This is a genomic window from Deinococcus aquaedulcis, assembly GCF_019693445.1.
GTDB classification, from domain to species: Bacteria; Deinococcota; Deinococci; order Deinococcales; family Deinococcaceae; genus Deinococcus; species Deinococcus aquaedulcis.
Genome location: NZ_JAHRBL010000015.1, coordinates 43,642 through 69,084 on the forward strand (window position 1 = coordinate 43,642; position 25,443 = coordinate 69,084).

Below are 25,443 nucleotides of genomic sequence, written 5' to 3' on the forward strand. Positions count from 1 at the left end.
GGTTCCGGCTCCCTCCCTTGCGGATATCAGGTGGACACCCCTCCAGGATTGTGTGACGCTGCTGCCCAGATGAAAGCCAACGTTTTCCATGTTCTGAATGCGGGCAAGCAGTTGCCAGAAGCGCTGGCTGAGCAGGTTGAAGCTGTGGCCCGCGCTGCCTTTGCCCGGCAGACCACCCGTCTGGGCTTGGACGGCGTGGACGCGGTCCTGTACACCAGCCCGTGGACCATTCCAGAGACAGGCATGGTGGGCACTGCGCCAGACGGGTACAGCGTTCACCTTGCCGTGACCCCACAGAGCCCGCAGTTTCTCGCTCACTGGCGCACCGAACTGCCGGCCACGCTGGCCCACGAACTTCACCACGCGAAACGCTGGCGGCATGCCGGCCTCGGCACGTTGCTGGAGGCCCTGGTGTTTGAAGGCCTTGCCCAGCACTACGAAGTCGAAGAACGTGGCGAGGTACCCCTGTACGCCCGGCCCACCGTGGCTCTGGACGAGCTCTGGGCCCGCGCCGAACAGCAGTTGGACGGACCGTATGACCATCAGGCGTGGTTCTTCGGTGACGCAAGCCACGAGCTGCCCCGCTGGGGAGGCTACGCGCTGGGTTTTGAGTTGGTCAGAAGGTTTCTTGAGCGACAGGGCGGGGACGCGGTGATTCACGCTTCGATATCAGCAGAAGCCTTCCGTTCTGCTTGGTCGGCTCATTGAACGAGGGCCAAACGACGTCCTGTCTCCCCTCCTGCAGCCCTGTGGTGGCGCCCGTTGCCCCAGCTCGCTTCAGGCCGCCCCATCAATCCGGCACAGGCGTTTTGGGCCACGCGAACCAGAAGGTCGCGCCCTGGTCCACCTTGCCCTCGCCCCAGGCGCGCCCCCCGAAGCGTTCGCACAGGCGCCGCACCACCGCCAGCCCCAGGCCCGTGCCCTCGTAAAGGTCCACTGGATGCAGCCGCCCGAACAGTTCGAAGGCTTTTTCCTTCTGGCGCATGTTGAAGCCCACGCCGTTGTCTTCCACCCCAACCCAGTGTTCCTTTTCGGTTTCCTGCACCAGCAGGCGCAGCCGGGCCTGAGGCCGCGTGCGGGTGAACTTCAGGGCGTTCGTCAGGTATTCGTGCAGGATGATCTGCAACACCTGATGGTCGCCCTGCACCACCGGCAGCGGCACCTGGGAAATCTGCACGTGGCGCCCGGCCAGCCCGGCTTCCAGATCCTTGAGGACCTCGCGCAGCACCCGGTTCAGGTCCAGGCTGCGCATACGGGCGCGAATGGTCCGGGCCTGCATGTAACTCTTGAGCGAGGTCAGCAGGCCCTGGGTTTCCTGCACGGCGGTCACCACGTGGCCCAGCGAGCGCTGGCGGTCTGCCGGGCACTCCTGGCGGTCCATCAGGCCCAGAAAGTTCTGCGCGCGCGTCAGCGTGGTGCTCAGCTGGTTTTCAGACACCGCCATGACCGTGCGGAACTCCTCGCCCAGTTGCCGGAAACGCGCGGTCTGCTGCCGCAGGTCCTGCTCTAACCCCTGCGTGGAGGCCAGCAGGGTGCGGTGCGCCGCCTTGAACGCCGTCACATCCGCCGCGCTGAGGTGGCACAGCGGCTCGTCGCCCCCCGCATGCAGGGCGGCCGACAGGGACAGGTCCAGCCGCTCCCCGCCCTCCAGGGCCACCTGCACCTCGGCGCGCTGCGGGCCCCGGCCGGCAAACACCGCGCCCAGCAGCGCCGCCAGAACCGAGCGGCTTTCCGGGGTTAGCGCGCCAGCCAGTGGGCGGCCCAGGGCCAGCGCGGGGTCAGTTCCCAGCAGGGCGGCCCCCAGCGCATTGATCTCCACCACGCGCCCCTGGGCATTGACCAGAAACGCCGCGTGCGGGGCGCTGTGGAACAGGGCTCTGGCCTGCGCCAGGGCCGACTGGAGGGCCTGAATCTGGGCTTCAAGCCCCTGCAACTGGGGGTCGGGGGCCGAAAGGGTGCGGGGCAGCGGGGACAAGTCGTGGGTCATGGCAGTACCTGAAGCGCCCGGGGGTGTGCGCCGGGGCACACCGCAAAAGAGGATGGGAAGAGAACGAAGCGGTCTGAAGAGGCGGGCGCCGGGTGTCGGAGGATCGCGGGCGGGGTCCGCTCGGGTGCGCAGACAGGCTGGGATGCGGGTTGCATGGAATTCCCCCGTATTGCCCACGCGGGCCGGACAGCCACGATTCGAGCTGGACTGTCCGCAATTGTCACTGATACGTCCACTCTGGCGCACCACCTGACGCTGGGCATGGCAGCAGCCTAAGGCCTGCCCCAGGAAAATGAATGGCTCTCCGAGAGAATGATGAAGGTCCCTTCAGGAAGGGTGGAGAATTGGGGGGGCCAGGGTGAGCCTGAGCGATTGGTTGGACCAGTAGCCGTTGAAGCGGTCTACCAGAGCCCCTCTGCAGCAGGGGAAGAAGCGGCAAATGGCGTGCAAAGAGGCGGCAGGCGACTTCGGCCATCGGAGGGAAAACGCGTGGCCGCCGCAGAGCGCAACCCAGAGGGCTTGTAGGACAATCCTACAAGCCCTCTGGGGCGCACGATGTCAATCTCCGCAAAAGACAGCGGTCTGGGCGGCGCTGCAGGGCTGCCGTTGAGCCCTAAAGGGAAACAGGCAGCGCCGGTCAGTTGCTCTTCAGGCCGTGGCGCAGCACCTCGGCCAGCTGGCGGGTGACCTGGCCCTGCAGGGCGTCAAGTTCCTCGGTGGCCTGGCGCACGGCGGTGCGGTATTCGTCGGCGTTGCGGGCCTGCGGGCCCTGCAGGGTATGCACGGTGGCCTGCACGGTGAAGTGCGCGTCGGGCAGGGCGGCCAGATTGGCGCGGGCGCTGGCGTGGCGGGCCCCCAGCAGCGCGCCCAGCATGCCGGCTTCTTCGCTGCGCTGCATCAGTTCGCGCTGAAAGGTGCGGTCCTTGATGCTGGTGATCACGTCCCAGGCCGCGTCGGACAGGGCGGCCTGCGGCGAAGCGGGGCGGGCCACCTCCACGAACAGGGTGTCGCCCGCGCGCCACGTGCGCGTAAAGGCCCCTGCGCGGGCCGGGGACCACTCGGTTTCAAAGTCGCGGGCGTCCTCGATCAGCACGCGCAGTCGGGCCAGGGGCGTGTCGCCGGGCACGCGGTGGCCGTCACCCAGCACGCCCCACAGACTCAGGCCGCGTTCGTCGGCAGCGCCCATGCTTTCCAGCGCGCGTGCCAGGGCTGCTGGCCCTTCGCTGACCAGGGCCACCGGGCGGCCCCCCTCTAGAATGGCGATGTCCTGGCCGCCTTCGGCGAGGCGGGCTTCAAAGCGCAGGTGGTGCAGCCCCAGGCCCCAGCGGCGCAGCGCCTGGACCAGAGCGCCCGTCAGCGCGGCGTTCATGGTGTCGGGGTCGGCGCCGCTGCCTTGCAGGGCACGCACGCCACTGTCCACGGCGGCGGTGGCCATCAGGGCATCAAAGGCCTCGAAGGGGGAGGTGGTCTGCCGCTCGTCTTTTGTTTTCACTCGTGCCATAGCCCCTCTATTCTGCCCTGAACAGAGCGTCTTGTGTGTCGGGTCGGCACCTTATGGGCGCTGGGTGCGGGCTGATACAGATTGCCGACTCTGCTCCGCAGGTCTACAAATCCCGTCAGTCGGGAAAATGTCGGAAGGGATGACGGCAGGTTTCGGACGTCGCCTGAGCCATGTCGCGGACCGTGTTCACGCGAGGCGAGTAGGCCATAGGAGAAACGTCGTCTGGAACGCCAAGGCTGCTCGCCCCCCTCTGCGGCGCAGCGCAAAGGTGGAGGAAAAAACGGCGTGTTCATTGGACTGAGCTCCACAGACTGGTGAACCTGTTCAGAGCGTTGATGAGGGCCTCCCTTACCCGGCACACCTCCACACAGGCGGACGGGCGCGCGGCCCCAGCTCAGGTAAGCTGCGGGGCACTGTGCGTCCTGCTGCCTGCCCGGAGTGTTCCCACCCATGACTACCACCCTCAGCGGCCAGTTGCTGCTGCCCAGCGGCCTGCAGAGCGGGCGCCTGACGGTGCAAGGGGACCGGATTGCGCACATAGAGCCTTTGCCCAGCGCCGACCCCTCGGTCCTGATTCTGCCCGGCTTCGTGGACACGCACGTGCACGGGGGCGCGGGGGGCGACACGATGGACGGCCCAGAGGGCATTCGCACCCTGGCGCGGCTGCACGCCCGGCACGGCACCACCACGCTGCTGCCCACCACGATCACCAACCCCTGGCCAGAGGTGCTGCGCGCGCTGCGGGCCGTGGCGCAGGTGGCCCAGGAGGGTGGGGTCCCGGGCGGCGCCGACCTGCCCGGCGCGCACCTGGAAGGCCCCTTTATCAGCCCCGGGCGGCTGGGCGCCCAGCCGCCCTGCGCCGTGGACCCCACCCCCGAGCGCGTGGCTGAGGTGCTGGCCACCGGCGCCGTGCGCGCCGTGACCCTGGCCCCGGAGCTGCCGGGCGCCCTGGACGCCGCGCGCACCTTTGCCCGGGCGGGCGTGCGCGTGGGCATCGGCCACACCCGCGCCGACGCCGAGACCGTGCAGGCCGCCCTGGCGGCAGTCCACGAGGCCGGCGGCCAGAGCTGCGCCACCCACCTCTTTAACGCGATGGGCGGCATTGAGGGCCGTGTGCCTGGTCCCCCCGGCGCCCTGATCGCCGACCCCCACGCCACCCTGGAAGTCATTCTGGACGGCCTGCACGTGCACCCCACCTCGTTTCTGCTGGCCCGCGCAGCGGCGCCCGGGCGGGTCATGCTGATTACGGATGCCATGCGCGCCGCTGGCCTGGGCGACGGCCCCAGCGAACTGGGCGGGCAGCCCGTGACGGTGAAGGGCGGCAAAGCCACCCTGGCCGACGGCACCCTGGCCGGCAGCGTGCTCACCCTGGACGTGGCCCTGCGCCGCGCTGCCGCCCTGGGCGTGCCTCTGCCCGAACTGAGCCGCATGCTGAGCCTCGTGCCCGCCCGCTCGGTGGGCCTGCATGACCGGGGCGAACTGCGCGAGGGCCTGCGCGCCGATCTGGCCGTGCTGACCCCGGAGTTCCAGGTTCAGGCAACGTACGTGGCCGGGGAGCAGGTGTGCGTTCCCCCGTCCTCGCCACTGACATGAACTGAGGCTTGGCCAGCCGCGACTGCGTCCGAAGCCCAGCCCGTAAGGCGTCTGCCCCCAACAGTCGTCAGGTGGCGAGCACCACGCGGTCACGGCCCTCCTTCTTGGCGCGGTACAGGGCGAAATCGGCGGCGCGGATCAAGTCCATCAGCTGCTCGCCGTGCACTGGGTAAGCGGCGACCCCCAGAGAAGCCGTCACGGTGCCCAGCACCTGGCCCCGGCTGATCACCTGCATCACCCTGACCTTATTCCGGATCTGTTCAGCACGGGCGCTGGCCTGCTCCGCATTGGCCCCCGGCAGCAAGAGGGCGAATTCCTCGCCGCCATAGCGGCACACCACGTCCTCGCCGCGCACGCTTCCCTGCAGCACCTCGCCCAGGGATTTGAGCAGCAGGTCGCCCGCTTCATGCCCGTACAGGTCATTGAACTTTTTGAAATGGTCAACGTCCAGCATGACCACACCGATCGGCTGACGGTTGCGCTGCGCGCGGCGCAACTCGCGCTCGAACGTTTCTTCCAGGTAGCGCCGGTTAAACAGCCCGGTCAGGACATCGCGGATGGACTGCTGGCGCAGCGTCTCCCGCAGACGCAGGTTGACGATGGCCAGCGCCACCGTTTCGGCAATCGTCTGCGCCAGCCGCCGCTGGTGGGCAGAAGGCGGCGCCGGCATCTGGTGGAAATGCAGCAGCCCCACCGTTTCCCCCTGTGCCAGGAGCGGCACGCACAGCGCCGCGCCTTCCTCCTCAAGGTGACGGCAGCGGAGGTGGCCGCCCTCCTCAGAGACAAAGGCCCGGCCGCGGCGCAGCGCCCAGCAGTCCGTGGGCGCAAAGACCGGTGATTGGCTGACAGGACCGTTCCAGGAAATCATTTCCTCCAGGACATTCTTGGAAGGCCCAAAGGAGTAGAGCGTGCCCGGCAGCCTGGGGAACAGCTGGGCTGTATGGCCTGCCACCACGGCCTGCGCCTCTTCCAGATTTAACGAGGCCTGGAGGAGTTCGCTCATCTCGCCCAGAATCTGCGTCTCGTGATTGCGCTGTTCCAGCTGCTGCACCTGGGCCTGCAACTGCTGACTGATGCCCTGCAGCGCCGCCGTCCGTTCTTCCACCCGCTGCTCCAGGTCCTGGCGGGCGGCCCGCAGTTCGGCCTCGGTGGCCTTCATGGCGCTGATGTCCTCTAGGACCGAGATGAAGTACTTGGGGGCCCCCAGTTCCGTGCGCACCAGAGAAACGGTCAGGTTGACCCAGACCTCGGAGCGGTCTTTGCGGAGATAGCGCTTCTGAATGGTGTAGGTCGGAATCTGCCCGCTCAGCAGCCGCTGCACCTGCAGAATGTCGAGTTCAAGATCATCCGGGTGGGTGATCTGCTGAAAGGACAGCGCCAGCAGCTCTTCTTCCGGGTACCCCACGATTTCACAGGTCTTGTCATTGACACTCAGCCAGCGGCCTTCCAGGGAGACGTGGGCAATCCCCACCGCCGCCTGACTGAAGGTGGCCCGGAACCGCTCCTCACTCTCGCGCAGCGTCTGCTCGGCCTGCAACTGCGTGGTGACGTCACGGATCACGGCCGTGAAGAGGCGCTGGTTTTCCACGACCACCTGCGAGATGGTGGCTTCCACCAGAAATTCCGAACCGTCGCCGCGCAGCGCGGGGAGCGCTCGTCGGGCGCCGTGCATGCTTCTGGACGTGACGCCCGTTTGCCCGAACGCCCGCATGTGGTCGTGGTGCCGGGCCCGGTAGGCCCCCGGAATGAACTGGTCGAGGGTCTGCCCCAGAACCTCTGCGGCGGGCACCGCGAAGACCCGCTCTGCGGCTGCATTAAACAGCAGGATGCGGCGGTCCTCATCCGTGGTAATCACGGCATCTGAAACCGTGCTGATGATGCCGGAGAGCCGCGCCTCACTGTCTGTGGCCGCCTGGTAGGCCTGAATGTGGTCCAGGGCCCGTGCACACTGGTGCGCGAAGGTGGTGATGTACTCCTGATCGCTGGCGGTGAACGCCTGCTCGTCCGCGAAACTCAGGACCAGCCCCCCCAGGGCGTGACCGCCCACCACCAGCGGCACAGCCGCCAGCCGCTCGTGGGTGTGCTCCAGCACGCGGGCCACCAGCGGGTACTGGGCGCTGAGCTCCTGCCCTGTGAGGTACAGGGGACGCAGCGTCCGCACGGCGTCGGCAACTGGAATATGGGCGTCCAGCGGGAATGTCCGGAACTGTTCCAGGATGGACGGCGCGTAGCCCTGAGAGCCCACGGTTTCAAAGTGCCCGTCCCGGACCCGCAGCACCGTGCCCGCGTAGGCCCCCAAGCCCGTGCGCGCATGGTGCAGGATCAGGTCCGCCGCTTCCTCCTCGGTGTGCGCCTCGCTGAGCCGCGCGGTCATCGCATGCAGGGTGGCGGCGCGGTGCTGGGCTTCGCGCTCCTGGGTGATGTCGCGGTGAAACCCAATCCATTCCCGGATGTGGCCGTCCGCTTCCAGAACCGGTACCGCATTGACCCGCACGACACGGTATTGGCCCTGGTGGTGGCGCAGGCGATATTCGATCTGATAGGGCGCGCGCTCCTTTACGCCCTTGACGCACGCGTTCTGCGCGATGTGGCGGTCATCGGGATGAATGGCCTGCACCCAGCCCATGCCCCGGTACTCCTCCCACGTCTGCCCGGTGAACTGCGCCCATTGAGGCTGCGGCTCCACGAAGTGTGCATGGCCGTCCCGGGTCCAGACAATGCTGGTGGTGGCCGTGACCAGGGACTGAAAGCGTTCAGTCATCTGCCGCGTTTCCACCTGCGCCTGCACGCGCTGCAGCGTCAGCGCGCACTGATCTGCGAGGTGTTGGAGGAACTGCAGGTCCTCAGGATCGTTAGGCGGCTCCTCCTGGAAGGTAAACACCAGGACCCCCGTGACTTCAAGATCCGTCTTCAGGGGCATGACGACCACAGCGGCCCCCGGATAGGCCTGCGGCAGCAGCGCCTCTGGATAGCGCTCGGCCAGTTCAGCCGCGCTGACCAGGGAGGCCTCCCCGGTTCGCAGGACATCGGCCACTGGCAGATCGGCAGTCAGGGGAATGGTGCCCACCTGCGCCAGGGCGTCACCCAGGGCGCCGTTGGCACTCAGGGGCATCAGCTGATCACCCTGCCTCACAAAGACGAGGCCCGCGTGCGCGTCAAGCATGGTGAGGCCCTCGTGCAAGATGGCCTGGGCCACCTCTGCCGGGGTGATGGCCCGCGCCATGGCGGCCATGCCCGCGCTCAGGTGGGCCGCCCGCTGGGCCGCCCGTTGCAGCCGCCGCTCATTGTGGCGCTGCGCGCTCAGGTCACGCAGATAGGCTGTGAAGAAGGTGCCGGTGCTAATGGATACGGCGTGTACGGTCAGCTCACAGGGAAAGGTATGCCCGTCTTTGTGCAACGCCTCGAGTTCCAGGCGCTGGTTCAGGACGTGGGGTACGCCGGTCTGCAGATACCGCTCACGGCCGCGCTCGTGGGCCTCTCGGTACCTGGGGGGCACAATCAAGGCCGACAGATTGCGCCCCCTGGCTTCTGCGGCGGTGTACCCAAAGGTCCGCTCGGCCGCTGGGTTCCAGTCCACCACGAGCCCACGTTCATCAATGGTGATGACACTGTCCAGGGCGGCGGTCAGTGTGGCCGCCCGCAGCAACTGAACATCCTGCTCGCTCTGGATCATCGCCTTTCCACCTTGCTGACCACTCAGCATAGGGACCGGACATCACAGATGTATGACGGAGCCCCCAATGATCCCTGGTGCCTTTTCACATAGGCAGGGCGGGCGCGCCTGGTCATGGCTCAGGCCTGGCTGGGCAGGGGCCGCCCGTTCCCAGGCGTCTGGGTGCCACTCAGCCGTCTGCCGTCTCGGCGTCCAGCCGGAACGGCAGGTATTCGGGGCGCCAGAAGGCGCGCTGCACGGTGTCCAGCAGCGCCTCGTCACTCAGGCCGCGCAGGCTGAACTCGGTGGCCACGCCGTCGAGCAGGGCCTGACGGATGACGGCGGCGGCCACCTGCACGCTCGCGGCGCCCAGTTCAGACACCGGCGGGTAGATGCGCTCTGGCCAGTGGGCGGCGGTATAGGCTGCCAGCGCGGCGGCGGCGCTGGCGACCATCTCGTCGGTGATCTCGCGCACGCGGGCCAGCACCGCGCCAAAGCCCAGCCCAGGGAAGATAAAGGCGTTGTTGCCCTGACCAATTTCGTGCGTGACCCCGTCCAGCGTGACTGGCGCAAACGGACTGCCGGTGGCCACCATGGCCTGCCCGCCGGTCCAGCGCAGCAGGTCTTCGGGCAGGGCCTCGCTGTGGGCGGTGGGGTTGGACAGCGGGAAAATCAGCGGGCGCGGCGTGTTGGCCTGCGCCGCGCGCACCACCCCCTCGCCAAAGATGCCCGCCTGCCCCGACAGGCCCAGCAGCACGGTGGCTCCCGCTTCGCGGACCACACTTTCCAGGTCCAGCCCGGCCCACCCCGCCACCTGTTCCTTCGGGGTGGCCAGGGCCTGTTTGTAGGCCTCCATGGGCCGGTCGTCCACCAGCAGCCCGCGTGAGTCCAGCACGTACACGCGCCGGGCGATCTCCGCCGGGCTCAGCCCCTCGCGCCGCAGGCCCTCGCGCATGGCGGTGGCCACCCCGGCGCCCCCGGCCCCTGCCCCGTGCACCACGATCACCTGATCAGACAGGCGCTCGCCCTTGACCCGGCACGCACTGAGCACCCCGGCCAGCACCACGGCGCCTGTGCCCTGGATATCGTCGTTGAAGCTGGGCACCACCCGCCGGTAACGGGCCAGCACCTCAAAGGCCGCGTCCTTGGCAAAGTCCTCCCACTGGATAATCGCCTTGGGGTAGCGCTCCAGCGTGGCTTCCACGAAGCGGTCCAGGAAACTCAGGTAGGCGTCGCCGGTCAGGCGCTCGTGTTTGACGCCCAGGTAGCCGGGGTCCTCGCGCAGGTCCGCTCTGCCCGTGCCCACGTCCAGTTCCACCGGCAGGGTCTTGTCGGGGCCCACGCCGCCCGCCACCGTGTACAGCGAGAGCTTGCCAATGCTGATCGCCATGCCGCCAAAGCCCTGGTCCCCAATGCCCAGAATCGCGCTGGAGTCGGTCGCCACGATAATCCGCACGTCGTTCAGCGGCACGTTGGCCAGGGCCTGCGCCGCGCGGTCAATGGTGCGGGTGCTCAGGGTCAGGCCGCGCGGGTAGCGGTAGATGCGGCTGAATTCCTGCACGGCCAGTCCCACGGTGGGCGTGTACACCACCGGCAGCATCTCCTCGACATGGCGGGAGAGCAGCGCGTAGAACAGCACCTCGTTGCGGTCCTGCAGGTTGCGCAGAAACACATGTTTGTCCAGGGGCTCCGGGATAGCGCGGTACTCGGCATACTGCCGCTCGACCAGTTCGTCCAGTGTGTCGATCTGTGGGGCCAGCAGGCCGTCCAGGCCCAGGGCCCGGCGCTCGGCCTCGGTAAAGGCCGTGCCCTTGTTCAGCAGCGGAAAGCGCAGCAGCGAAAAGCCCCGCACCAGGGGCCGCAGGTACAGCTGGCCCTCCGGGTCGCGGCGCACGTCGTAGTGGTCGGTCAGCGGCAGGGGGGGACGGGTCACGGGCGGGCCTCCAGGGTCAGGGGATGGCGGTTCATGTCCTTGTAAAGCAGATATTTGGTCCAGTCGCGCCCCAGCGCGCCGTACCACTGCGGGCAGTGCGCGCCCATCCAGATCACGTCGCCGGCCTGCACCGGGTGGTAGTGGTCCTGCAGCTTGTACAGCCCCTCGCCGGACAGCATCAGCAGGCCGTGTTCCATGTAGTGCATCTCGGTGTAGGGCAGCGTGGCCCCCGGCGCAAAGGACATGGTGCTCATCATGAAATCGAAGCGGGGGTCATCGGGCAGCAGCTTGCGCGCAATCAGGCGCTCGTCGCCCTCAAAGGGCGCGCCCGGGTTGTCCTGCTCATTGCCCCAGCACACCGGCGGCGGCGGGGTACCGGGGGCTGGCTCGTAGGGCTTTTCAAACACGGCCACGCGGCTGGGCGTCTGGGCGCGCAGCGTGTGTGCCGCGCCCGCCGGCAAGAACACATGGTCCGACGGGCCCAGGGTGCGCGTCTCGCCCTCCACCTGCACGTCCAGGTTCCCCTCTAAGACAAACACGAAGCGCTGAAAGCCGTGCTCGCTCTCCCGGGCCTGGGCGCCCGCCGGCAGCTCGGCGGTGTACTGCATGAAACGCGCCCCCAGGCCCATCACCGGGGCAATGTGCAGGGTGACCGCGCAGCCCGGCCACTCGGCCAGGGCGGTGCGCACGAAGGTGTCGGGGGTCAGGACCGCGTGTGAAGGGTGCAGGGCCGAGCGGGTCACGCCAAGGTGCTTCATGGGCCTCCAGCGGGGGTGAGAGAGGGGGCGGGGTCCAGTGGGGCTGGGGTCAGCAGCTGCCCGCGCCCGTCGCCAAACCACGCCCCCTGGTCGGTGAGGCGGTAGACGGGCTGGCCGCGCAGATAGGTGGCCTGCACGCGGCCCCGGAAACGCTCGCCCCGGTAGGGGTTGCCCCTGTGGCGGTCGTGCAGGTCGGTCAAGGTAAAGGGCTCGTCCAGTCGCACCAGCGCAAAGTCGGCGTCGTGGCCCACCCGCAGGGCGCCCTTGCGCGCCAGTCCAAAGCGCCGCGCTGGGTGCAGGGCACTGACCGCCGCCAGCAGGGCCAGCGGTACGTCCCGGCGCCAGTGGCCGTCCTCAAGCAGCACGTTCAGGGTGGACTGCGCCCCACTGATGCCGCCCCACAGGGCGAAAAAGTCGTCGCCCGTCTTCAGGTCCGGGGGGGCCGGCGAGTGATCCGAGCCCACGGTGTCAATCTGCCCGGCCTTCAGGGCGGCCCACAGGGCTTCTCGCTCGCTGGCCGGGCGCAGCGGCGGCGCGCACTTGAGCAGCGGTCCGGCGCGCTCCACGTCTTCGTCCGTGAAGTGCAGGTAGTGCGGGCAGGTTTCGGCCGTCACGTCCACGCCCCGGGCACGCGCCTCGGCGGCCAGCAGCGCGGCGCGCGCCGTGCTGAGGTGCACCAGATGCAGCGCCGCGCCCGTTTCCTCGGCAAACAGCAGCGCGCGCGACACCGCCTCGGCCTCGGTGATCGGCGGGCGCGAGGCGAGGTAATCGCGCGCGCCGTGGTGGCCCGCCGCCTGCGCGGCCTGGGCCAGTGCGCGGGTGAGGGGATCACTCTCGGCGTGGGTGGCGACCACCCGGCCCAGGCGCTTGGCCGCGCGCATGCCCTCGTACAGCGTGGCGTCGTCCGCGGCCGGGAACTCGTCCAGGCCGCTGTGGCTCATGAACGCCTTGAAGCCCACCACGCCGCACGCAGCCAGATCATCCAGTTCGCTCAGGTTCAGCGGGGTCAGGCCCCCCCACAGGCCAAAATCCAGCCGCGAGTGCGCCTCGCCCGCCGCCCGCTTGGCCTGGAAGGCCGCGCGGTTCAGCACCGGCGGGCTGGAATTGAGCGGCATGTCCAGAAAGCTGGTGGCCCCGCCCGCCGCCAGCGCCCGGGTGCCGGTGTCAAAGCCTTCCCAGTGGGTGCGTCCGGGTTCGTTCAGGTGCACGTGGGCGTCCACCACCCCGGGAAAGACGTGCAGGCCCCGGGCATCCACCTCCTGGCGTGCCGGGGCGTAAACCTCCAGCGCCAGACTCACGATCTGGCCGTCCCGCACCCCCAGGTCGGCCGGCATGGGGCCGCTGGGCGTGACCAGGGTGCCGCCCCGAATCAGCAGGTCCAGGCTCATGCGCCGTGCTCCCCGGCCCCATGCTGCCCGGCCAGCGCCAGCACCGCGCGCACCGCCACGCGCAGGGCGGCGTCCACGTCCTCTAGGTTCACCGTTTCGTCCGGGTGGTGGCTCAGGGCATTCGGTGAGCGCAGAAACAGCATGGCGGCGGGCATCCGCGTGGCCAGCACCATCGCGTCGTGGCCCGCGCCGCTGGGCAGGTCCGGGGCGTTCAGGCCCTCGGCCGCCGCCGCGCGCTGTAGGGCGGCGCGCAGGCCGGGGTTCATAGGCACGGCGGGCTGGGTCATGGTTTCGGTGACGGTCAGGGTTACGCCACGTTCGGCGGCCAGGGCGTGGGCCTGGGCCAGCAGGGTTTTCAGGGCCTCCTGGCGCGCGGCGTCCTGCTCATGGCGGATATCCAGGGTGGCGTGCGTTGCTCCCGGAATCACGTTGATGGCGCCGGGGTGGGCGCTCAGCATCCCTACGGTGGCCACCAGCCCCGGCGTAGCGCGCGCCAGCTCCTCGGCGGCCACCACGAAGCGCGCGGCGGCGGCCAGGGCGTCTCTGCGGTGCGCCATCGGTGTGGTGCCCGCGTGCGCGGCCTGCCCGGCGAAGTCCAGCCGCAGGCGGTTTTGCCCGGCAATCGCCGTGACCACCCCCAGCGGCGCGCCCGCCGCCTGCAGCACCGGCCCCTGCTCAATGTGCAGTTCCAGGAAGCCCAGGGCCGGCCCGCGCACTTCGGCCTCTGGCAGCTCGGCAGGGGTCAGGCCGTACGCCTCCAGGGCCCCGCGCACGCTGATCCCCTGCGCGTCCTGGCGGTCCAGCAGGTCATCCAGGGTGCCCACCAGGGCCCGGCTGCCAATGAATGGCACGCCGAAGCGCACCCCTTCTTCTTCGCTAAAGGCCAGCAGTTCCAGGGCAAAGGGCAGCGGCGTGCCGCGCAGGGCCTCGGCCACCGCGTAGGCCAGGGTCACGCCCAGCACGCCGTCGTAGGCGCCGGCATTCGGCACGGTGTCCACATGCGAGCCCAGGTACAGGGTGGGCGACTCCGGGGTGGGCCCTTCGCGGCGCGCGCGCAGGTTGCCGGCGGCGTCCAGGCGCACGTTCAGGCCCAGGTCGTGGGCCCAGGCGCTCAAGTACGCCGTGACCTCGCGGCTCTGGGGACACAGAAAGGTGCGGGTGATCTCGCCGGGGGTTTCGGTGAAGCGGGCCAGTTCGGCGCAGGCCGCCAGCGCCCGGCGCGCCAGGGGGCCCAGGTCGGCAACAGGGGACAGGTGATCATGATGGGGGGCGGTCAAGGGGGGCCTCCGGGGCACGCAGGCCCGGCCCACACAGGCCCAGCACCTGGGCCTCGTGGGGAAAGTAGGCGGGGGGCGTGGGCGAGAGCACCAGATGGTCCAGCAACTGGGCTTCGGGGGACAGGTCCGGGGTCAGGCGGCGGCGCAGGGCGAGGTAGGCGCCCGGGGTCAGGGGGCGGCCGTCCTGAAGCGGGGCCTGCACCCGCACCCACTGGCCCAGCAGCGCGCGGGCCAGTTCGGCGGTGGCGGTGTCTTCCAGTCGCCCCGCGCGCTCCACAACCCCCTGCCCAGCGAACCACGCGCGGAACACCGCCAGGGCCAGGGCCGCCGTGTCCTCTACCTCGGCGGGGTCCAGCGGGCCAGGGTCGGGCAGGGCCAGCAGGCGCGCTGGGGTAACAGGGTTCAGGGGGAGAGGCGCCGTGGCCGCTGTTGCCAGCCCCGCACGCACCGCCCCAATCAGGTCGGGGCGGCCGGCCCACGCGCCCACAAAGCCCTGGGCCGCTTCCCGCGCCTTGTCGGCCTGCACGGCGGCCAGAGCCGGGCCAGGGTCGCGGGAGTCCGGGCTCAGCGCCGCCGTGCCGCCCACCGCCTGCGCGCCGCGCGCCTGGCACACGGCGACCAGAGCCTCGGCGTAGGCGCGCATGGCGTCCACGTCCATGCCCAGCCCGGAGCGGGGCGGCAGCGGGCCGGGCCAGGTGGGGCCCACCGTTTTCACCACGCTGAACACGTAGTCCCAGCGTCCGGCGTTCAGGCCATACGCCCAGTCGCGCAGTTCGGAGAGCAGGCGGTCGGCGGCCAGCAGCCCCGGCCACGTTTCAATCTGCAGGCACACGCGCAGGGTGCCGCTCGGCAGGCCCAGGTGCGCCTCGGCCGTGCGCAGGGCCAGCGCCCACGCCTGAGCCTGGGCCACCGTTTCCAGCTTGGGCAGGTACAGGTGCGGCACGCGGCCAGGAAGCGCCGTCAGCAGCGCCGCCAGATCGCACAGGGCCGCGCGGGCGGGCCTGCCACCGAACGTCAGCCCTGGCTGCCGGGCATACAGCGCCCGGGGCCGGGCCAGCCACGACCCGGGCGAGGTCAGCGCCCCCGGCAGCGCCCCGTAAGCGGCGGCCACGTTGGCGGGGGTGGGCGCAAAGGTATCGTCGAAGTCCAGCACCACGGCGTCGGCGTCGCTGCCCAGGGCGGCGGCCAGGGCCGCTTGGTCGCTGGCCTCCACGATCAGTTCGGCGCGGCCGGCCTTCAGGTCCGGGGGCGCGGGGGCCGCGCAGTAAGGGGGTGGGGAAGAGGGCGGCGTGGCCGGGGCCGCCGCGTCCACTTCAGGCCAGTGCGCCGCCAGCGCCTCGTGTAGCCGGGCGGCCAGGGCGTGGGCGGCGGGGGACAGCGGCCCGTTCAGGGGGGCCCCGGGCGGTCAGCTGGGGTCATGCGGCGCAGCATAATACGGCCGCCGCCTGGGGCGGGCGGATCGGTGCATTCCGGGCCCCGGGCCGGCCACCCGGATATCAGGCTGCCTTCGCGGCGGTGAGGGCTTATTCTGCGGCGCCCTCTGTGGCCTCAGGCCCTGTGCCGCCCGGCTCGGCGAACAGCGCCACAAAGAGGTCGACCAGTTGCGGATCAAAGTGGCGGCCCCGCTGGGCGCGCAGTTCGGCCAGCGCCGCCTGGGCCGACCACGCCGGCTTGTAAGGGCGCGCGTGGGTCAGGGCGTCATACACGTCGCACACCGCAAAGATCCGCGCGAGCAGCGGAATGGCCTCGCCGCTGAGCCCCAGGGGATAGCCGCTGCCATCCCAGCGCTCGTGGTGATGCCGGATCACGTTCAGGGCCTCAGGGGGCAGGGTGGGCATGCGCGAGGCGATCTCGTAGCCGTTCTGGGCGTGGGTCTGCATCAGGGCCCACTCCTCTGCATCCAGGCGCCCGGGTTTGAGCAGCACCGCGTCGGGAATGGTGAGTTTGCCCAGGTCGTGCAGGCTGGCGCCGTGGCGCAGGGCGTCCAACAGCTCTGCGTCCAGCCCCAGCGCCGCGCCTATCGCCAGACTGCGCTGTGTGACGCGTAAGGTGTGCCCTGACGTTTCCAGATCGCGGGCTTCCAGCGCAATGCCCAGGCCCAGCAGGCTCCCTTCCAGCGTGGCCCGGAGGCTAACATTCATCGCTTCGAGTTCCTGCTGTGCCCGTTTGAGCTCGGTGATGTCGGCAATCACCGCCACCACCGAGTCAGGAGTACCCGACTGACTGGGCAGCAGAGCGACGCGGGAACGCGACCAGACGATTTCTCCGTCGGCGCGCAGGTAACGTTTGTCCAGCACCGCCAGAGGTGTGGCGCCCGTGATGACCTGCTGCAGCGCGCCGACGGTGCGCGCAATGTCGTCGGGATGGGTGACGGTGGTGACCTGCTCACCCACCAGGGAGGCCGCCGAAAGGCCGAAAAAAGCCGCCCCGTTGGCATTGATGCGCCGGATCACGCCCTGGAAATCAATCTCCAGCAGCCCCACACCGGCGTGCTCGAACAGCAGCTGGTAATCCGAAACAGTGGTGGGGCCGGGGCGCTGCGCAGACATGGCTTGTGCCTAGGGTAGGGTCGGCCTTCTCTCGGGCTTCTGACAGCCAGCGGCCTTTGCCTGGGCGAAAGGCAGGCCGTTGTGGCCCCGGGCGCGCTAGGCCGTCCAGCCCAGGCGCGCCCCGATGCGCCCGGCCGCTGCCAGCGTGGCGTTCAGAAAGGCGGGCAACTGCTCCGGGCTCAGGCGCGCGGTGGGCGCCGAAACACTCAGGGCTGCCCAGACCTCGCCGCCCGCGCCGTACACCGGCACCGCCACGCAGCGCACGCCCAGTTCGCGCTCCTGTTCGTCCAGGGCGTAGCCGTCGCGGCGCACCTTGTCCAGTTCGTCCAGCACGGCGGCCGGGTCGGTCAGCGTGTGGGGCGTGTAGGCGCTCAGGGGGCCAGTGCCCAGGGCGTCGCGCACCTCGTCGTCGGGGCGCGAGGCCAGCAGCACCTTGCCCACCCCGGACGCGTGCAGCGGCGCCCCGGAGCCGGGCTGCGTGAACATGCGCACCAGCTGCGGCCCCTGCACCTGATGCACGTAAGCGGCTTCCAGGCGCCCTCCGCCCAGCGGGCGCAGCACCGCGAGGTTGGCGCTCTCGTTCAGCTCTGCAACCAGCGCGCGCATCTCGGCCTCGGCGGCGCCCACCAGTGAGCGCGCGGCAGTAAAGGCCGAGCCCACCTGAAAGGCGCGCAGCCCCACCCGGTACAGTCCCGAGGCCTCATCCCAGTCGGCGTAGCCCTGCTGGCGCAGGGTGTCGAGCAGCCGCGAGGCGGTGCTGGCAGAAAGTCCGGCGGCGCGGGCCACCGCCGAGAGGGGGGCCTCGCCCAGTTGGGCCAGGGCCCACAGCACGCCCAGGCCGCGCTCCAGGGTGCGCACGCTGCTGGGCGCCTCGGCGCCCCGGGCTCGCCCGCCCCGGGGGCGCGCCGGGCCGCTCAGGGCAGCACCTCGTAGCCCGGCAGGGTCAGGAACTCCACCAGCGGCGTGCGGGTGGCGGCCTCGCGGAACAGGCGCGCGGCGTCCTCAAAGGCGGCGCCCAGCTGGGCGGCCTCGTCGTCGTACAGGGCGTCCCATAACTCCTCGGTCAGCACGCGGCCGTCGTCCAGGGTCACGCGGTGCTGGCGCCACTGCCACAGCTGCGCCCGCGAAATCTCGGCGGTGGCGGCGTCTTCCATCAGGTTGTGAATGGGCACCGCGCCCGCCCCGCGCAGCCACGCGGCGAGGTACTGCACACCCACGTTCACGTTCAGGCGCACGCCCGCTTCGGTCACGGTGCCGTCCGGGGGGGTCAGCAGGTCGGCGGCTGTGACCACCAGTGCCCGCTGCTTGTCACTGCTGATCTGGTTGGGGCCGGTCATCAGGCGGTCAAAGACCTCGGTGGCCAGTTCCACCATGCCGGGGTGCGCCACCCAGGTGCCGTCGTGGCCGTTGACCGCTTCGCGCTCCTTGTCGGTGCGCACCTGCTCGAAGGCCGCGCGGTTTTTCTCCTCGTCGTTCTTGACCGGAATAAACGCGCTCATGCCGCCAATCGCCGGGGCGCCGCGCTTGTGGCAGGTCTGGATGGCCAGTTTGGAGTAGGCGGTCATCATGGGCACCGCCATCGTGACCTTGGCGCGGTCCGGCAGGATCCGGTCCGGGTGGGCACGCAGCTTCTTGATGTAGCTGAAGATGTAGTCCCAGCGCCCGCAGTTCAGCCCGGCCGAGTGCTCGCGCAGTTCGTACAGAATCTCATCCATCTCGAAAGCGGCCAGAATCGTCTCGATCAGCACGGTGGCCCGGATGGTGCCGCGCGGCAGGCCCAGAGCCTCCTGGGCGTACAGGAACACGTCGTTCCACAGGCGGGCTTCCCTGTGGCTTTCCAACTTGGGCAGGTAGAAGTACGGCCCACTGCCGCGCGAAAGCAGTTCATTGGCGTTGTGCCAGAAGTACAGCCCGAAGTCGAAGAAGGCGCCGTACAGCGTCTCACCGTCCACCTGCACATGCTTTTCCGGCAGGTGCCAGCCGCGCGGGCGCACCAGCAGCACCGCCGTGCGGTCGTTCAGGCGGTAGCTCTTGCCATTCTGCTCCAGGCTGATGGTCCGGCGCACCGCGTCGCGCAGGTTCACCTGCCCGCTGACCACGTTCTCCCAGGTGGGGCTGCTGGCGTCTTCAAAGTCGGCCATGAACACCCGCGCGCCGCTGTTCAGGGCGTTGATGATCATCTTGCGGTCCACCGGCCCGGTGATTTCCACCCGGCGGTCCTGCAGGTCGGCTGGCAACGGGGCCACCTGCCAGTCCCCGGCGCGGATGTGCGCGGTGTCGGGCAGAAAGTCGGGCAGTTCGCCCGCGTCCAGCCGGGCCTGCCGGGCTTCGCGCTCGGCCAGCAGCGCGCGGCGCTGGCCCTCAAAGCGGCGGTGCAGTTCGGCCACGAAAGCCAGGGCCTCGGGCGTCAGGATCTCGCGCTGAGCGTCCGTGAGGGGGGCGGAGATGGTCAGGCCGGCGGGCAGGGTCTGGGTCATGGGGGCTCCTGGGACGACTGGGGATTTTCAAAGGATGAACTTCGCTTTTCAGCCTACGAAAAAGAGGCGCCGTGTGACGAGGGTCAGGGCGTTCCTGCCGGGGGGACAGGGCCCTGACTCTTCTGGAGAAGGGCGGAGGGGCCTTTCTCAGAAGCCCTCCCCCAGATCAGAGCGTATTCATCCCCGGCCGAGCCTGCACCGAAACGCCTTCCAGCACGAATTCGCGCGTGGTGCCGCTGGCCCGGAAGCCCAGGTGGCCCCCGGGCGCAAAGGTCAGGCTCTGCACCCCGTGAAGGTCGAACAGAGTGCCCACTGCCCGCACGAAGGGTTCAATGGCCTCGCTGGTTCTGGGGCCGTCCGTGAAGTGGGCCTGCGCGGCGAGGACCCCGTAAGCCTGCGCCGCCGCGCGGTGCTCGGCGGGCGACAGAAAGTCGAAGGTCAGGTCACTCGTGACAAACGGCCCGGGGGCGGTCAGGCCCAGGTGGCCGCCCGCAGGACCGGCCTGGAGGCTGCTCAGGCCGTGCTCAACCATCAGCTGCAGCAGGGCGTGCACCAGGCGCGTGGCCTGCGCGGCGGTCAGTGGGGGGTGGTTGGTCATGCGGGCAGCTTACGGGAAGGCGGTGACGGGCTCGGGTTGGCGGTGGGCAGGGCTGGCTGACCCTCTGTTCACAACGGGCGGGTGGCCCCCGGCGCCGAAGGGCGCGTCAGCTCCATGATCTCGCCGTCTTCCGGGACCAGCAGGCGGGAGCCCAGGCCGGCCTGCTGCGCGGCGGCGCGCAATGCGTGGCGCGTGACCGTCATGTGGTCATAGGCCTCCAGATGCACGGCCACCACCGTGGCCTGGGGCGCGGCGGCGGCCAGCGCCAGGGTCTGCGCCGTGTCCATGATGATCAGCGTGTCCTGCAACTGGGCGCCGCCAGAGTGCGTCACGATCACATCGGGCGCAGCGGTGTCGATCTGGGCGCGCACCTCGTCGGTCCAGATGGTGTCGCCCGCGAGGTACAGCGTGGGTTCGCCCGGCGCGCGCAGCACGAAGCCGCTGACCTCGCCCATCGCCTGCCCCACCCGGCCGGTGCCGTGGGTGCCGCCTGTGCGCGTGAAGTGAATCCCGTTCCACTGCGTGTCGTGGTGCAGCGCCTGGACCGCCGTGAAGCCAGCGGCCTGCAGGCGCGCGGCGTCCCCTGGCTGGGCCAGCAGAGGCAGCTGCAGGGGCAGTCGCGGCGGCGTCAGGTCCATGTGGTCGGGGTGCAGGTGCGACACCAGCGCCAGTTCTGCGCCGCGCACCACCTCGTCGGCGGGCAGCGGCAGGGGCACGGTGGGGTTCAGGCTGCGGCCCGCGAGGCTGGGCTGGGTATGCGGCTCTGCCAGAAAGGGGTCCACCAGCAGGGTGTGGCCGGCGTAGGTCAGGCGCAGGGTGGCGTTGCGGATCAGGTGCAGCTGCATCAAGGCTCCAGGGAACAGGTCACCCACACCGGGCAGGCCCGGGTGAGTCGAGTGGCAAGGGGGGTTCAGGGCCGCTGGGCGGGGGGTGGCGCCAGCTCGTCAAAAGCGCGCGCCTGCTGCGCCAGCTTGTCGCGCAGGCGCTGCAGGGCCAGCAACTGCGCGTCCAGGGCGGCCAGTTTGCGGGCGTAAAAGGCCGACATCTCTGGCGGCGGTGGCTGGTCGGTGGGATGACCGCCCCCGAAACACGGCGCCCAGCGGCGGATCTCGTCGAGGGTAAAGCCCACGCTTAAAAAGAGCTGAATGAGCCGCACCCGTTCAATGTCCTGCGGCGTGAACAGCCGGTAGTGGTTGTCTGCCCGCGCCGCCGTGAGGAGCCCCAACTGGTCGTAGTGCCGCACTGCGCGGACACTCACGCCCGCCGCGCGGGCCAGCTGACCAATCTGAAGCGTCTCCACGGGCCCAGCCTAAACCCTGACATTGGCGGCAGGGTCAAGGGGGCGGGGGAGCGGCTCAAGCACAGATTGAGCAACAACAGGATTCAGGACCCCTGCTCTGGTCAGGCAAGGAACAGGCAGGCTGCTCTTTTCCTGGCGTTCTGCTCTCGGTCTTCCTCAGCGTAAGCCAGCAACTTTGGGGTCTGGGCGCCCACTGGCAGCGGTCTTCCGTTCCACCCAGGGGAGGAACGCACCCCCCTCAACGCCACGCCAACCCCTGTCTGTGGCGGTCACTCGCGCCGCTCGAACCACATAACCTGAAGGGTTCACCCTCAAGTCATGTGATGACCGCTCTGGGTGCTGGATCACCGAGCCAGTTTCAGCAGCCTCACGAGGTCGGCAGGCGTTTCCCCCCGGGCCTGACACTGCGCCACGTAGGTCTCCAGAATCACGTCTCCGGTGGCCTCCAGGGCACTTCTCGCACTGGCGTACAGACTCATTACCTCAACACAGTTCTTTTCTTCCTCAACCATCTTCTGTAGGCCCCGAATCTGCCCTTCCAGGCGGCGCAGCCGGTTGAGAATTTTCGTTTTTTCAGCTTCATGGTCACTCACAGGGACAGGCGCAGTCATAGTTTGAGTATACCCCCTCCCCCTATTTGACAGGATAGGGGGAGGGGGTATACCTTCCTGGCATGTACTTCAAACGCTTCTACGACACGGACCTGGCCCAGGCGTCTTACCTGCTCGGCTGCCAGAAGACCGGCGAATGTCTGGTCGTGGACCCCGTGCGCGACATTGCGCAGTACCTTGACGAGGCCAACCGCCAGAAGCTGCGCGTGACACACGTCACCGAGACGCACATCCACGCCGACTACCTCTCCGGCAGCCGCGAGCTGGCGCAGGCCACGGGCGCGCAGCTGCTGCTCTCTGGCGAGGGCAGCGACGGCTGGCAGTACACGTACGAGGGGTCCAATCCGGTCAAGCTCCGTGACGGCGACCGCTTCATGGTGGGGAACGTCCGCATTCAGGCTGTTCACACGCCCGGCCACACCCCGGAACACCTGAGCTTTCTGGTGACCGATACTCCCCGGGGCGACATACCGAGCATGATCCTGACCGGCGACTTCGTCTTTGTTGGCGACCTGGGGCGCCCGGACCTGCTTGACGAGGCAGCCGGCGCCCAGGACACCCGCTTCATCGGCGCGCGGCAGATGTTCGCCTCGCTGCGCGACAAGTTTCTGACGCTGCCCGACTACGTGCAGGTCTGGCCGGGTCACGGCTCTGGCAGTGCCTGCGGCAAGGCGCTCGGCGCGGTGCCGACCACCACGGTGGGGTACGAGCGGGCGCTGAGCTGGTGGGGCCAGTTGGTGGCGCAGGGCAATGAGGACGCCTTCACCCAGCAGCTGCTCTCTGGGCAGCCTGACGCTCCGCTGTACTACGGGCGCATGAAGACCGAAAACCGCGATGGTCCGGCCCTGCTGGGTAAGGTGCAGCCATTGGCCGAACTGAGCACCGAGGCCGTGAAGGCGAAGTTGGCCGCTGGTGCCCGCTTGATCGACACCCGCACGAAAGAATCGCACCAGGCCGCCGCGCCTGTGGGGAGCGTCAACATTCCCGACGGCGGCACGCTGGAGACGTGGGCGGGCTGGCTGCTGACCCCGGACCGCGAGTTCATCCTGCTGGCACCCAGGGACCGCGCCGAAGATCTTCGCCGGAAGCTGTGGATGGTGGGTCTGGACCACGTGATCGGCTTTCTTGCCAGCGCCGAGGGCCTGGAGACCGTCTCTGCTCAGCCTATCCCCGCGACCGAGCTGGACTCGCATCCCAAGGCCCTGATTCTGGACGTGCGGGCGAAGACGGAGTACGAGGAAGGCCATATCCCCGGTGCGCGGCAACTGCACGCTGGACGCCTTCCCTGGCGCCTGGACACCCTCCCGCGAGACCGCGAAATCATCGTGCACTGCCAGGGCGGGGCCCGCAGCGCGACCGCCGCCAGTCTGCTGCGCGCTGAGGGCTTCAACGTGCTGGAACTTGCCGGAGGCTACGACGCCTGGGCGAAGACACAAAACACCTGACCCTCACCTGGCGGAGGCGGCCTGAAGGGCGCCGCCTCCGCTGCTGTTGAAAGGAGCTGAGCATGACCTACCAAGACATTTTCACGACTGAACTCGACGGCAAGAAGCGTCACGGCGCTCGGCTGATCGACGTGCGCGAGCGCGAAGAGTATGTCGCCGGGTATATCCCCGATGCCGTCAATCTTCCCCTGAGCGAACTTGTCGGCCGTGAGGCCGAAATCGGGCCGAAGACTGTGCTGGTCTGCGCCAGCGGCAACCGGTCCTCGCAGGCCGCAGCTTATCTGGCTTCCCAGGGCAAGACGGATCTGATGAATCTTTCGGGCGGCATGGCGGCCTGGAGACGTGAGGGCCGCGCCGTCCACCAGGGCGAGCAGCCATGATCTTCGCCTGGATCGGCGCGGCGCTGATTGGGCTGAGTCTCGGCCTGCTGGGCTCCGGCGGGTCCATCCTGACGGTACCGGTGCTGGTCTACCTGGTCGGCGAGCCGGAGAAGCTGGCGATTGCCGAATCGCTCGCCATCGTGGGTGGCATCAGCTTGATTGGCGCGGTGCCCTACGCACTGAGGCGGCAGATTGACTGGCGCAGCGTGCTCTGGTTCGGTCTTCCCGGCGTCGTGGGCACGTATCTGGGCGCCGCGCTGAGCGTGTACCTCAGCGGCGTGGTGCAACTGCTGCTCTTCGCGGCGGTGATGCTGCTGGCCGCCGTGATGATGTTTCGGCCAAGTCGTCCCCACCCAGAAGGCCAGCCGGCGCATCACCGCTCGCCCGTCAAGATCGGCGCCGAGGGGTTAGGCGTCGGTGTCCTGACCGGCCTGGTGGGGGTCGGCGGCGGGTTTCTGATCATCCCGGCGCTGGTGCTGCTGGGCGGCCTCCCCATGGGCCTCGCGGTGGGGACCAGCCTGATGATCATCGCCGCCAAGAGCTTTGCGGGCTTCTTCAAGTACGTGCACGTGCTGGCCGAGCAGCACCTGCCTGTGAACTGGACCCTGATTCTGGTCTTCACCGTCATCGGCATCCTGGGCAGCTTTCTGGGGGCGCGCCTGGGCAAGACGCTGTCCAACGACAGCCTCAAAAAGGGGTTCGCCGGATTTCTGGTCGTGATGGGCGTGTCTGTCCTGGCCACCAACGTGCCCAAGGTGCTGAACCCGCCTCCTGCCGCTGAAGTGCACGTGCGGCACTGAAGCGTTCCCACACCCCTCCTATTCAAGCCGCGACCTCCCGGCGCGGCTGTTCCTTTTCCGAGGTTTTTGCCCTATGACTGAACTGCTTGACCTTCTCCGCTCGCCCTGGCCCTGGTATGTGGGCGGCCCCCTGATCGGGCTGACGGTGCCCCTGCTGCTGTGGCTGGGCAACAAGGGCCTCGGGATCTCTGCCAATTTGCGGCATGCCTGTGTGATCCTGCTGCCCGAGACCGCCAAGCCCGGCTTCTTCCGCTACGACTGGCGCCAGGAACGTTGGAACCTGATGTTTGCAGGCGGGCTGATTCTGGGGGGCAGCGTGGCCGGTGTCCTGCTGGCCAACCCAGAACCCAGCCGCCTGAGTGCCGCTGGCATGGAGTCAGTTCAGGCACTGGGCGTGCAGGTGCGTCCTGGCCTGATGCCCGCTGAGCTGACCGAGCTGTCTAACCCCGGCGTGTGGCTGCTCCTGGCCTCCTCTGGTCTGCTGGTGGGCTTCGGCGCCCGGTATGGGGGCGGCTGCACGTCCGGCCACGCGATCACCGGGCTTTCCACCCTCCAAGGCCCTTCCTTGATCGCCACCGTCTCCTTTTTTGTGGGCGGCATCCTCAGCGCGAATGTCCTCCTGCCGCTCTTCATGACGGTGATTCGGTGACCAGTAGCCCTCATGTTCCTGGTGTTCACACCGGGCCTACCTCCACGGTCCGCACCGCAACTGGTCTGCTGGTCTACCTCATCGCGGGACTGTATTTCGGCGTGGTACTCGTCAAGAGCGAAGCGGCAAGCTGGTACCGCATTCAGGAAATGTTCCGCTTCGAGTCGTTCCACATGTATGGGCTCATCGGCTCGGCGGTGGCGACCGGAATGATCACGACCGCCCTGCTTCGCCGCAGTGGCGTGAAGAGCCGAGACGGCCAGACCATCAAAGTGACGCCCAAGGCCAAAGGCTGGCGGCGCTACGTCCTCGGTGGGCTGACCTTTGGGGTGGGCTGGGGCCTGGCAGGGGTCTGCCCAGGACCGATCTTGGTGCTCCTGGGCGCTGGGGTGTGGCCTATGCTGATCGTGCTGGCTTTTGCGCTGCTGGGGACGTACCTGTACGGCCGTCTGAAAGCCAGGCCGCCTCACTGAGAGCGGTCAGCGGAAGAGTTGAAGGGAGAGTGCGTGTTGAAAGCAGCCCTGGGCGCTAGAGGGGGTTGCGGC

The 25,443-nt window shown here is 68.9% G+C and carries 22 protein-coding genes; 7 read left to right on the top strand and 15 right to left on the bottom strand.

Translation table 11 applies throughout. The annotated features are described in order from the left end of the window. The first annotated feature begins 69 nt into the window (after nucleotides 1–69). Nucleotides 70–708 carry a DUF2268 domain-containing putative Zn-dependent protease gene (locus tag KMW22_RS15015; protein ID WP_221090865.1) on the top strand — a complete coding sequence of 213 codons (639 nt, stop codon included), beginning with the start codon at nucleotides 70–72 and terminating at the stop codon, nucleotides 706–708. Between the two features lie 82 nt (nucleotides 709–790). On the opposite strand, the gene KMW22_RS15020 is transcribed toward KMW22_RS15015, so the two are convergent. After that, entirely contained in the window at nucleotides 791–1,987 is a 1,197-nt protein-coding gene (locus KMW22_RS15020) for a sensor histidine kinase (RefSeq protein WP_221090866.1), read from the bottom strand. 637 nt (nucleotides 1,988–2,624) lie between these two features. Then, entirely contained in the window at nucleotides 2,625–3,488 is an 864-nt protein-coding gene (locus KMW22_RS15025; protein WP_221090867.1) for a DNA repair protein, read from the bottom strand. Nucleotides 3,489–3,938: 450 nt separating this feature from the next. On the opposite strand from KMW22_RS15025, the gene nagA reads away from it, so the two are divergent. Further along, nucleotides 3,939–5,081: an N-acetylglucosamine-6-phosphate deacetylase gene (nagA, locus tag KMW22_RS15030; protein WP_221090868.1), complete on the top strand. Its 1,143-nt coding sequence runs from the start codon at nucleotides 3,939–3,941 to the stop codon at nucleotides 5,079–5,081. 67 nt (nucleotides 5,082–5,148) lie between these two features. On the opposite strand, the gene KMW22_RS15035 is transcribed toward nagA, so the two are convergent. From KMW22_RS15035 to KMW22_RS15095, 13 genes are all read right to left on the bottom strand, one after another. Continuing rightward, entirely contained in the window at nucleotides 5,149–8,754 is a 3,606-nt protein-coding gene (locus KMW22_RS15035; RefSeq protein WP_221090869.1) for a PAS domain S-box protein, read from the bottom strand. Nucleotides 8,755–8,923: 169 nt separating this feature from the next. Then, the gene (locus tag KMW22_RS15040; RefSeq protein ID WP_221090870.1) at nucleotides 8,924–10,666 is read right to left on the bottom strand and encodes an NAD-dependent malic enzyme; all 1,743 of its coding nucleotides are present in this window, start codon (nucleotides 10,664–10,666) and stop codon (nucleotides 8,924–8,926) included. After that, complete coding sequence (gene allE, locus KMW22_RS15045) at nucleotides 10,663–11,424, bottom strand: (S)-ureidoglycine aminohydrolase (protein ID WP_221090871.1); 762 nt, start codon at nucleotides 11,422–11,424, stop codon at nucleotides 10,663–10,665. Before allE ends, KMW22_RS15040 begins: the two co-directional genes overlap by 4 nt. Beyond that, nucleotides 11,421–12,812, bottom strand: a complete 1,392-nt coding sequence (locus KMW22_RS15050; protein ID WP_221090872.1) for an allantoinase — start codon at nucleotides 12,810–12,812, stop codon at nucleotides 11,421–11,423. The genes allE and KMW22_RS15050 overlap by 4 nt, the downstream gene beginning before the upstream one ends. After that, nucleotides 12,809–14,089 carry an allantoate amidohydrolase gene (locus tag KMW22_RS15055; RefSeq protein WP_235693013.1) on the bottom strand — a complete coding sequence of 427 codons (1,281 nt, stop codon included), beginning with the start codon at nucleotides 14,087–14,089 and terminating at the stop codon, nucleotides 12,809–12,811. The genes KMW22_RS15050 and KMW22_RS15055 overlap by 4 nt, the downstream gene beginning before the upstream one ends. After that, on the bottom strand, nucleotides 14,070–15,401 hold the full coding sequence (locus tag KMW22_RS15060) for an aldolase/citrate lyase/malate synthase family protein (protein ID WP_328774719.1): 1,332 nt from the start codon (nucleotides 15,399–15,401) through the stop codon (nucleotides 14,070–14,072). The genes KMW22_RS15055 and KMW22_RS15060 overlap by 20 nt, the downstream gene beginning before the upstream one ends. 211 nt (nucleotides 15,402–15,612) lie before the next feature. After that, on the bottom strand, nucleotides 15,613–16,638 hold the full coding sequence (locus KMW22_RS15065) for an HD-GYP domain-containing protein (protein ID WP_221090873.1): 1,026 nt from the start codon (nucleotides 16,636–16,638) through the stop codon (nucleotides 15,613–15,615). Between the two features lie 96 nt (nucleotides 16,639–16,734). Continuing rightward, nucleotides 16,735–17,496, bottom strand: a complete 762-nt coding sequence (locus KMW22_RS15070) for an IclR family transcriptional regulator (protein ID WP_328774720.1) — start codon at nucleotides 17,494–17,496, stop codon at nucleotides 16,735–16,737. 56 nt (nucleotides 17,497–17,552) lie between these two features. After that, a complete protein-coding gene (gene aceB / locus KMW22_RS15075) occupies nucleotides 17,553–19,115 on the bottom strand; it encodes a malate synthase A (RefSeq protein WP_221090874.1) in 1,563 nt (520 codons plus the stop codon). Nucleotides 19,116–19,281: 166 nt separating this feature from the next. After that, entirely contained in the window at nucleotides 19,282–19,713 is a 432-nt protein-coding gene (locus KMW22_RS15080) for a hypothetical protein (RefSeq protein WP_221090875.1), read from the bottom strand. 68 nt (nucleotides 19,714–19,781) lie between these two features. Then, nucleotides 19,782–20,558, bottom strand: coding sequence for an MBL fold metallo-hydrolase (locus KMW22_RS15085; RefSeq protein ID WP_221090876.1), 777 nt, complete (start codon nucleotides 20,556–20,558; stop codon nucleotides 19,782–19,784). A 65-nt stretch (nucleotides 20,559–20,623) separates the two neighbouring features. Beyond that, nucleotides 20,624–21,013, bottom strand: coding sequence for a MerR family transcriptional regulator (locus tag KMW22_RS15090; RefSeq protein WP_221090877.1), 390 nt, complete (start codon nucleotides 21,011–21,013; stop codon nucleotides 20,624–20,626). 344 nt (nucleotides 21,014–21,357) lie between these two features. After that, a complete protein-coding gene (locus KMW22_RS15095; protein ID WP_221090878.1) occupies nucleotides 21,358–21,624 on the bottom strand; it encodes a metal-sensitive transcriptional regulator in 267 nt (88 codons plus the stop codon). 62 nt (nucleotides 21,625–21,686) lie between these two features. On the opposite strand from KMW22_RS15095, the gene KMW22_RS15100 reads away from it, so the two are divergent. From KMW22_RS15100 to KMW22_RS15120, 5 genes are all read left to right on the top strand, one after another. Beyond that, the gene (locus KMW22_RS15100) at nucleotides 21,687–23,069 is read left to right on the top strand and encodes an MBL fold metallo-hydrolase (protein ID WP_221090879.1); all 1,383 of its coding nucleotides are present in this window, start codon (nucleotides 21,687–21,689) and stop codon (nucleotides 23,067–23,069) included. 62 nt (nucleotides 23,070–23,131) lie between these two features. Further along, nucleotides 23,132–23,449: a rhodanese-like domain-containing protein gene (locus KMW22_RS15105; RefSeq protein WP_221090880.1), complete on the top strand. Its 318-nt coding sequence runs from the start codon at nucleotides 23,132–23,134 to the stop codon at nucleotides 23,447–23,449. Further along, nucleotides 23,446–24,249 (top strand): sulfite exporter TauE/SafE family protein, encoded by an 804-nt coding sequence (locus KMW22_RS15110; RefSeq protein ID WP_221090881.1) that lies wholly within the window; start codon nucleotides 23,446–23,448, stop codon nucleotides 24,247–24,249. Before KMW22_RS15105 ends, KMW22_RS15110 begins: the two co-directional genes overlap by 4 nt. 73 nt (nucleotides 24,250–24,322) lie before the next feature. Continuing rightward, entirely contained in the window at nucleotides 24,323–24,898 is a 576-nt protein-coding gene (locus tag KMW22_RS15115) for a YeeE/YedE family protein (protein WP_221090882.1), read from the top strand. Beyond that, nucleotides 24,895–25,371: a YeeE/YedE family protein gene (locus KMW22_RS15120; RefSeq protein ID WP_221090883.1), complete on the top strand. Its 477-nt coding sequence runs from the start codon at nucleotides 24,895–24,897 to the stop codon at nucleotides 25,369–25,371. Before KMW22_RS15115 ends, KMW22_RS15120 begins: the two co-directional genes overlap by 4 nt. Nucleotides 25,372–25,443 lie beyond the last annotated feature (72 nt).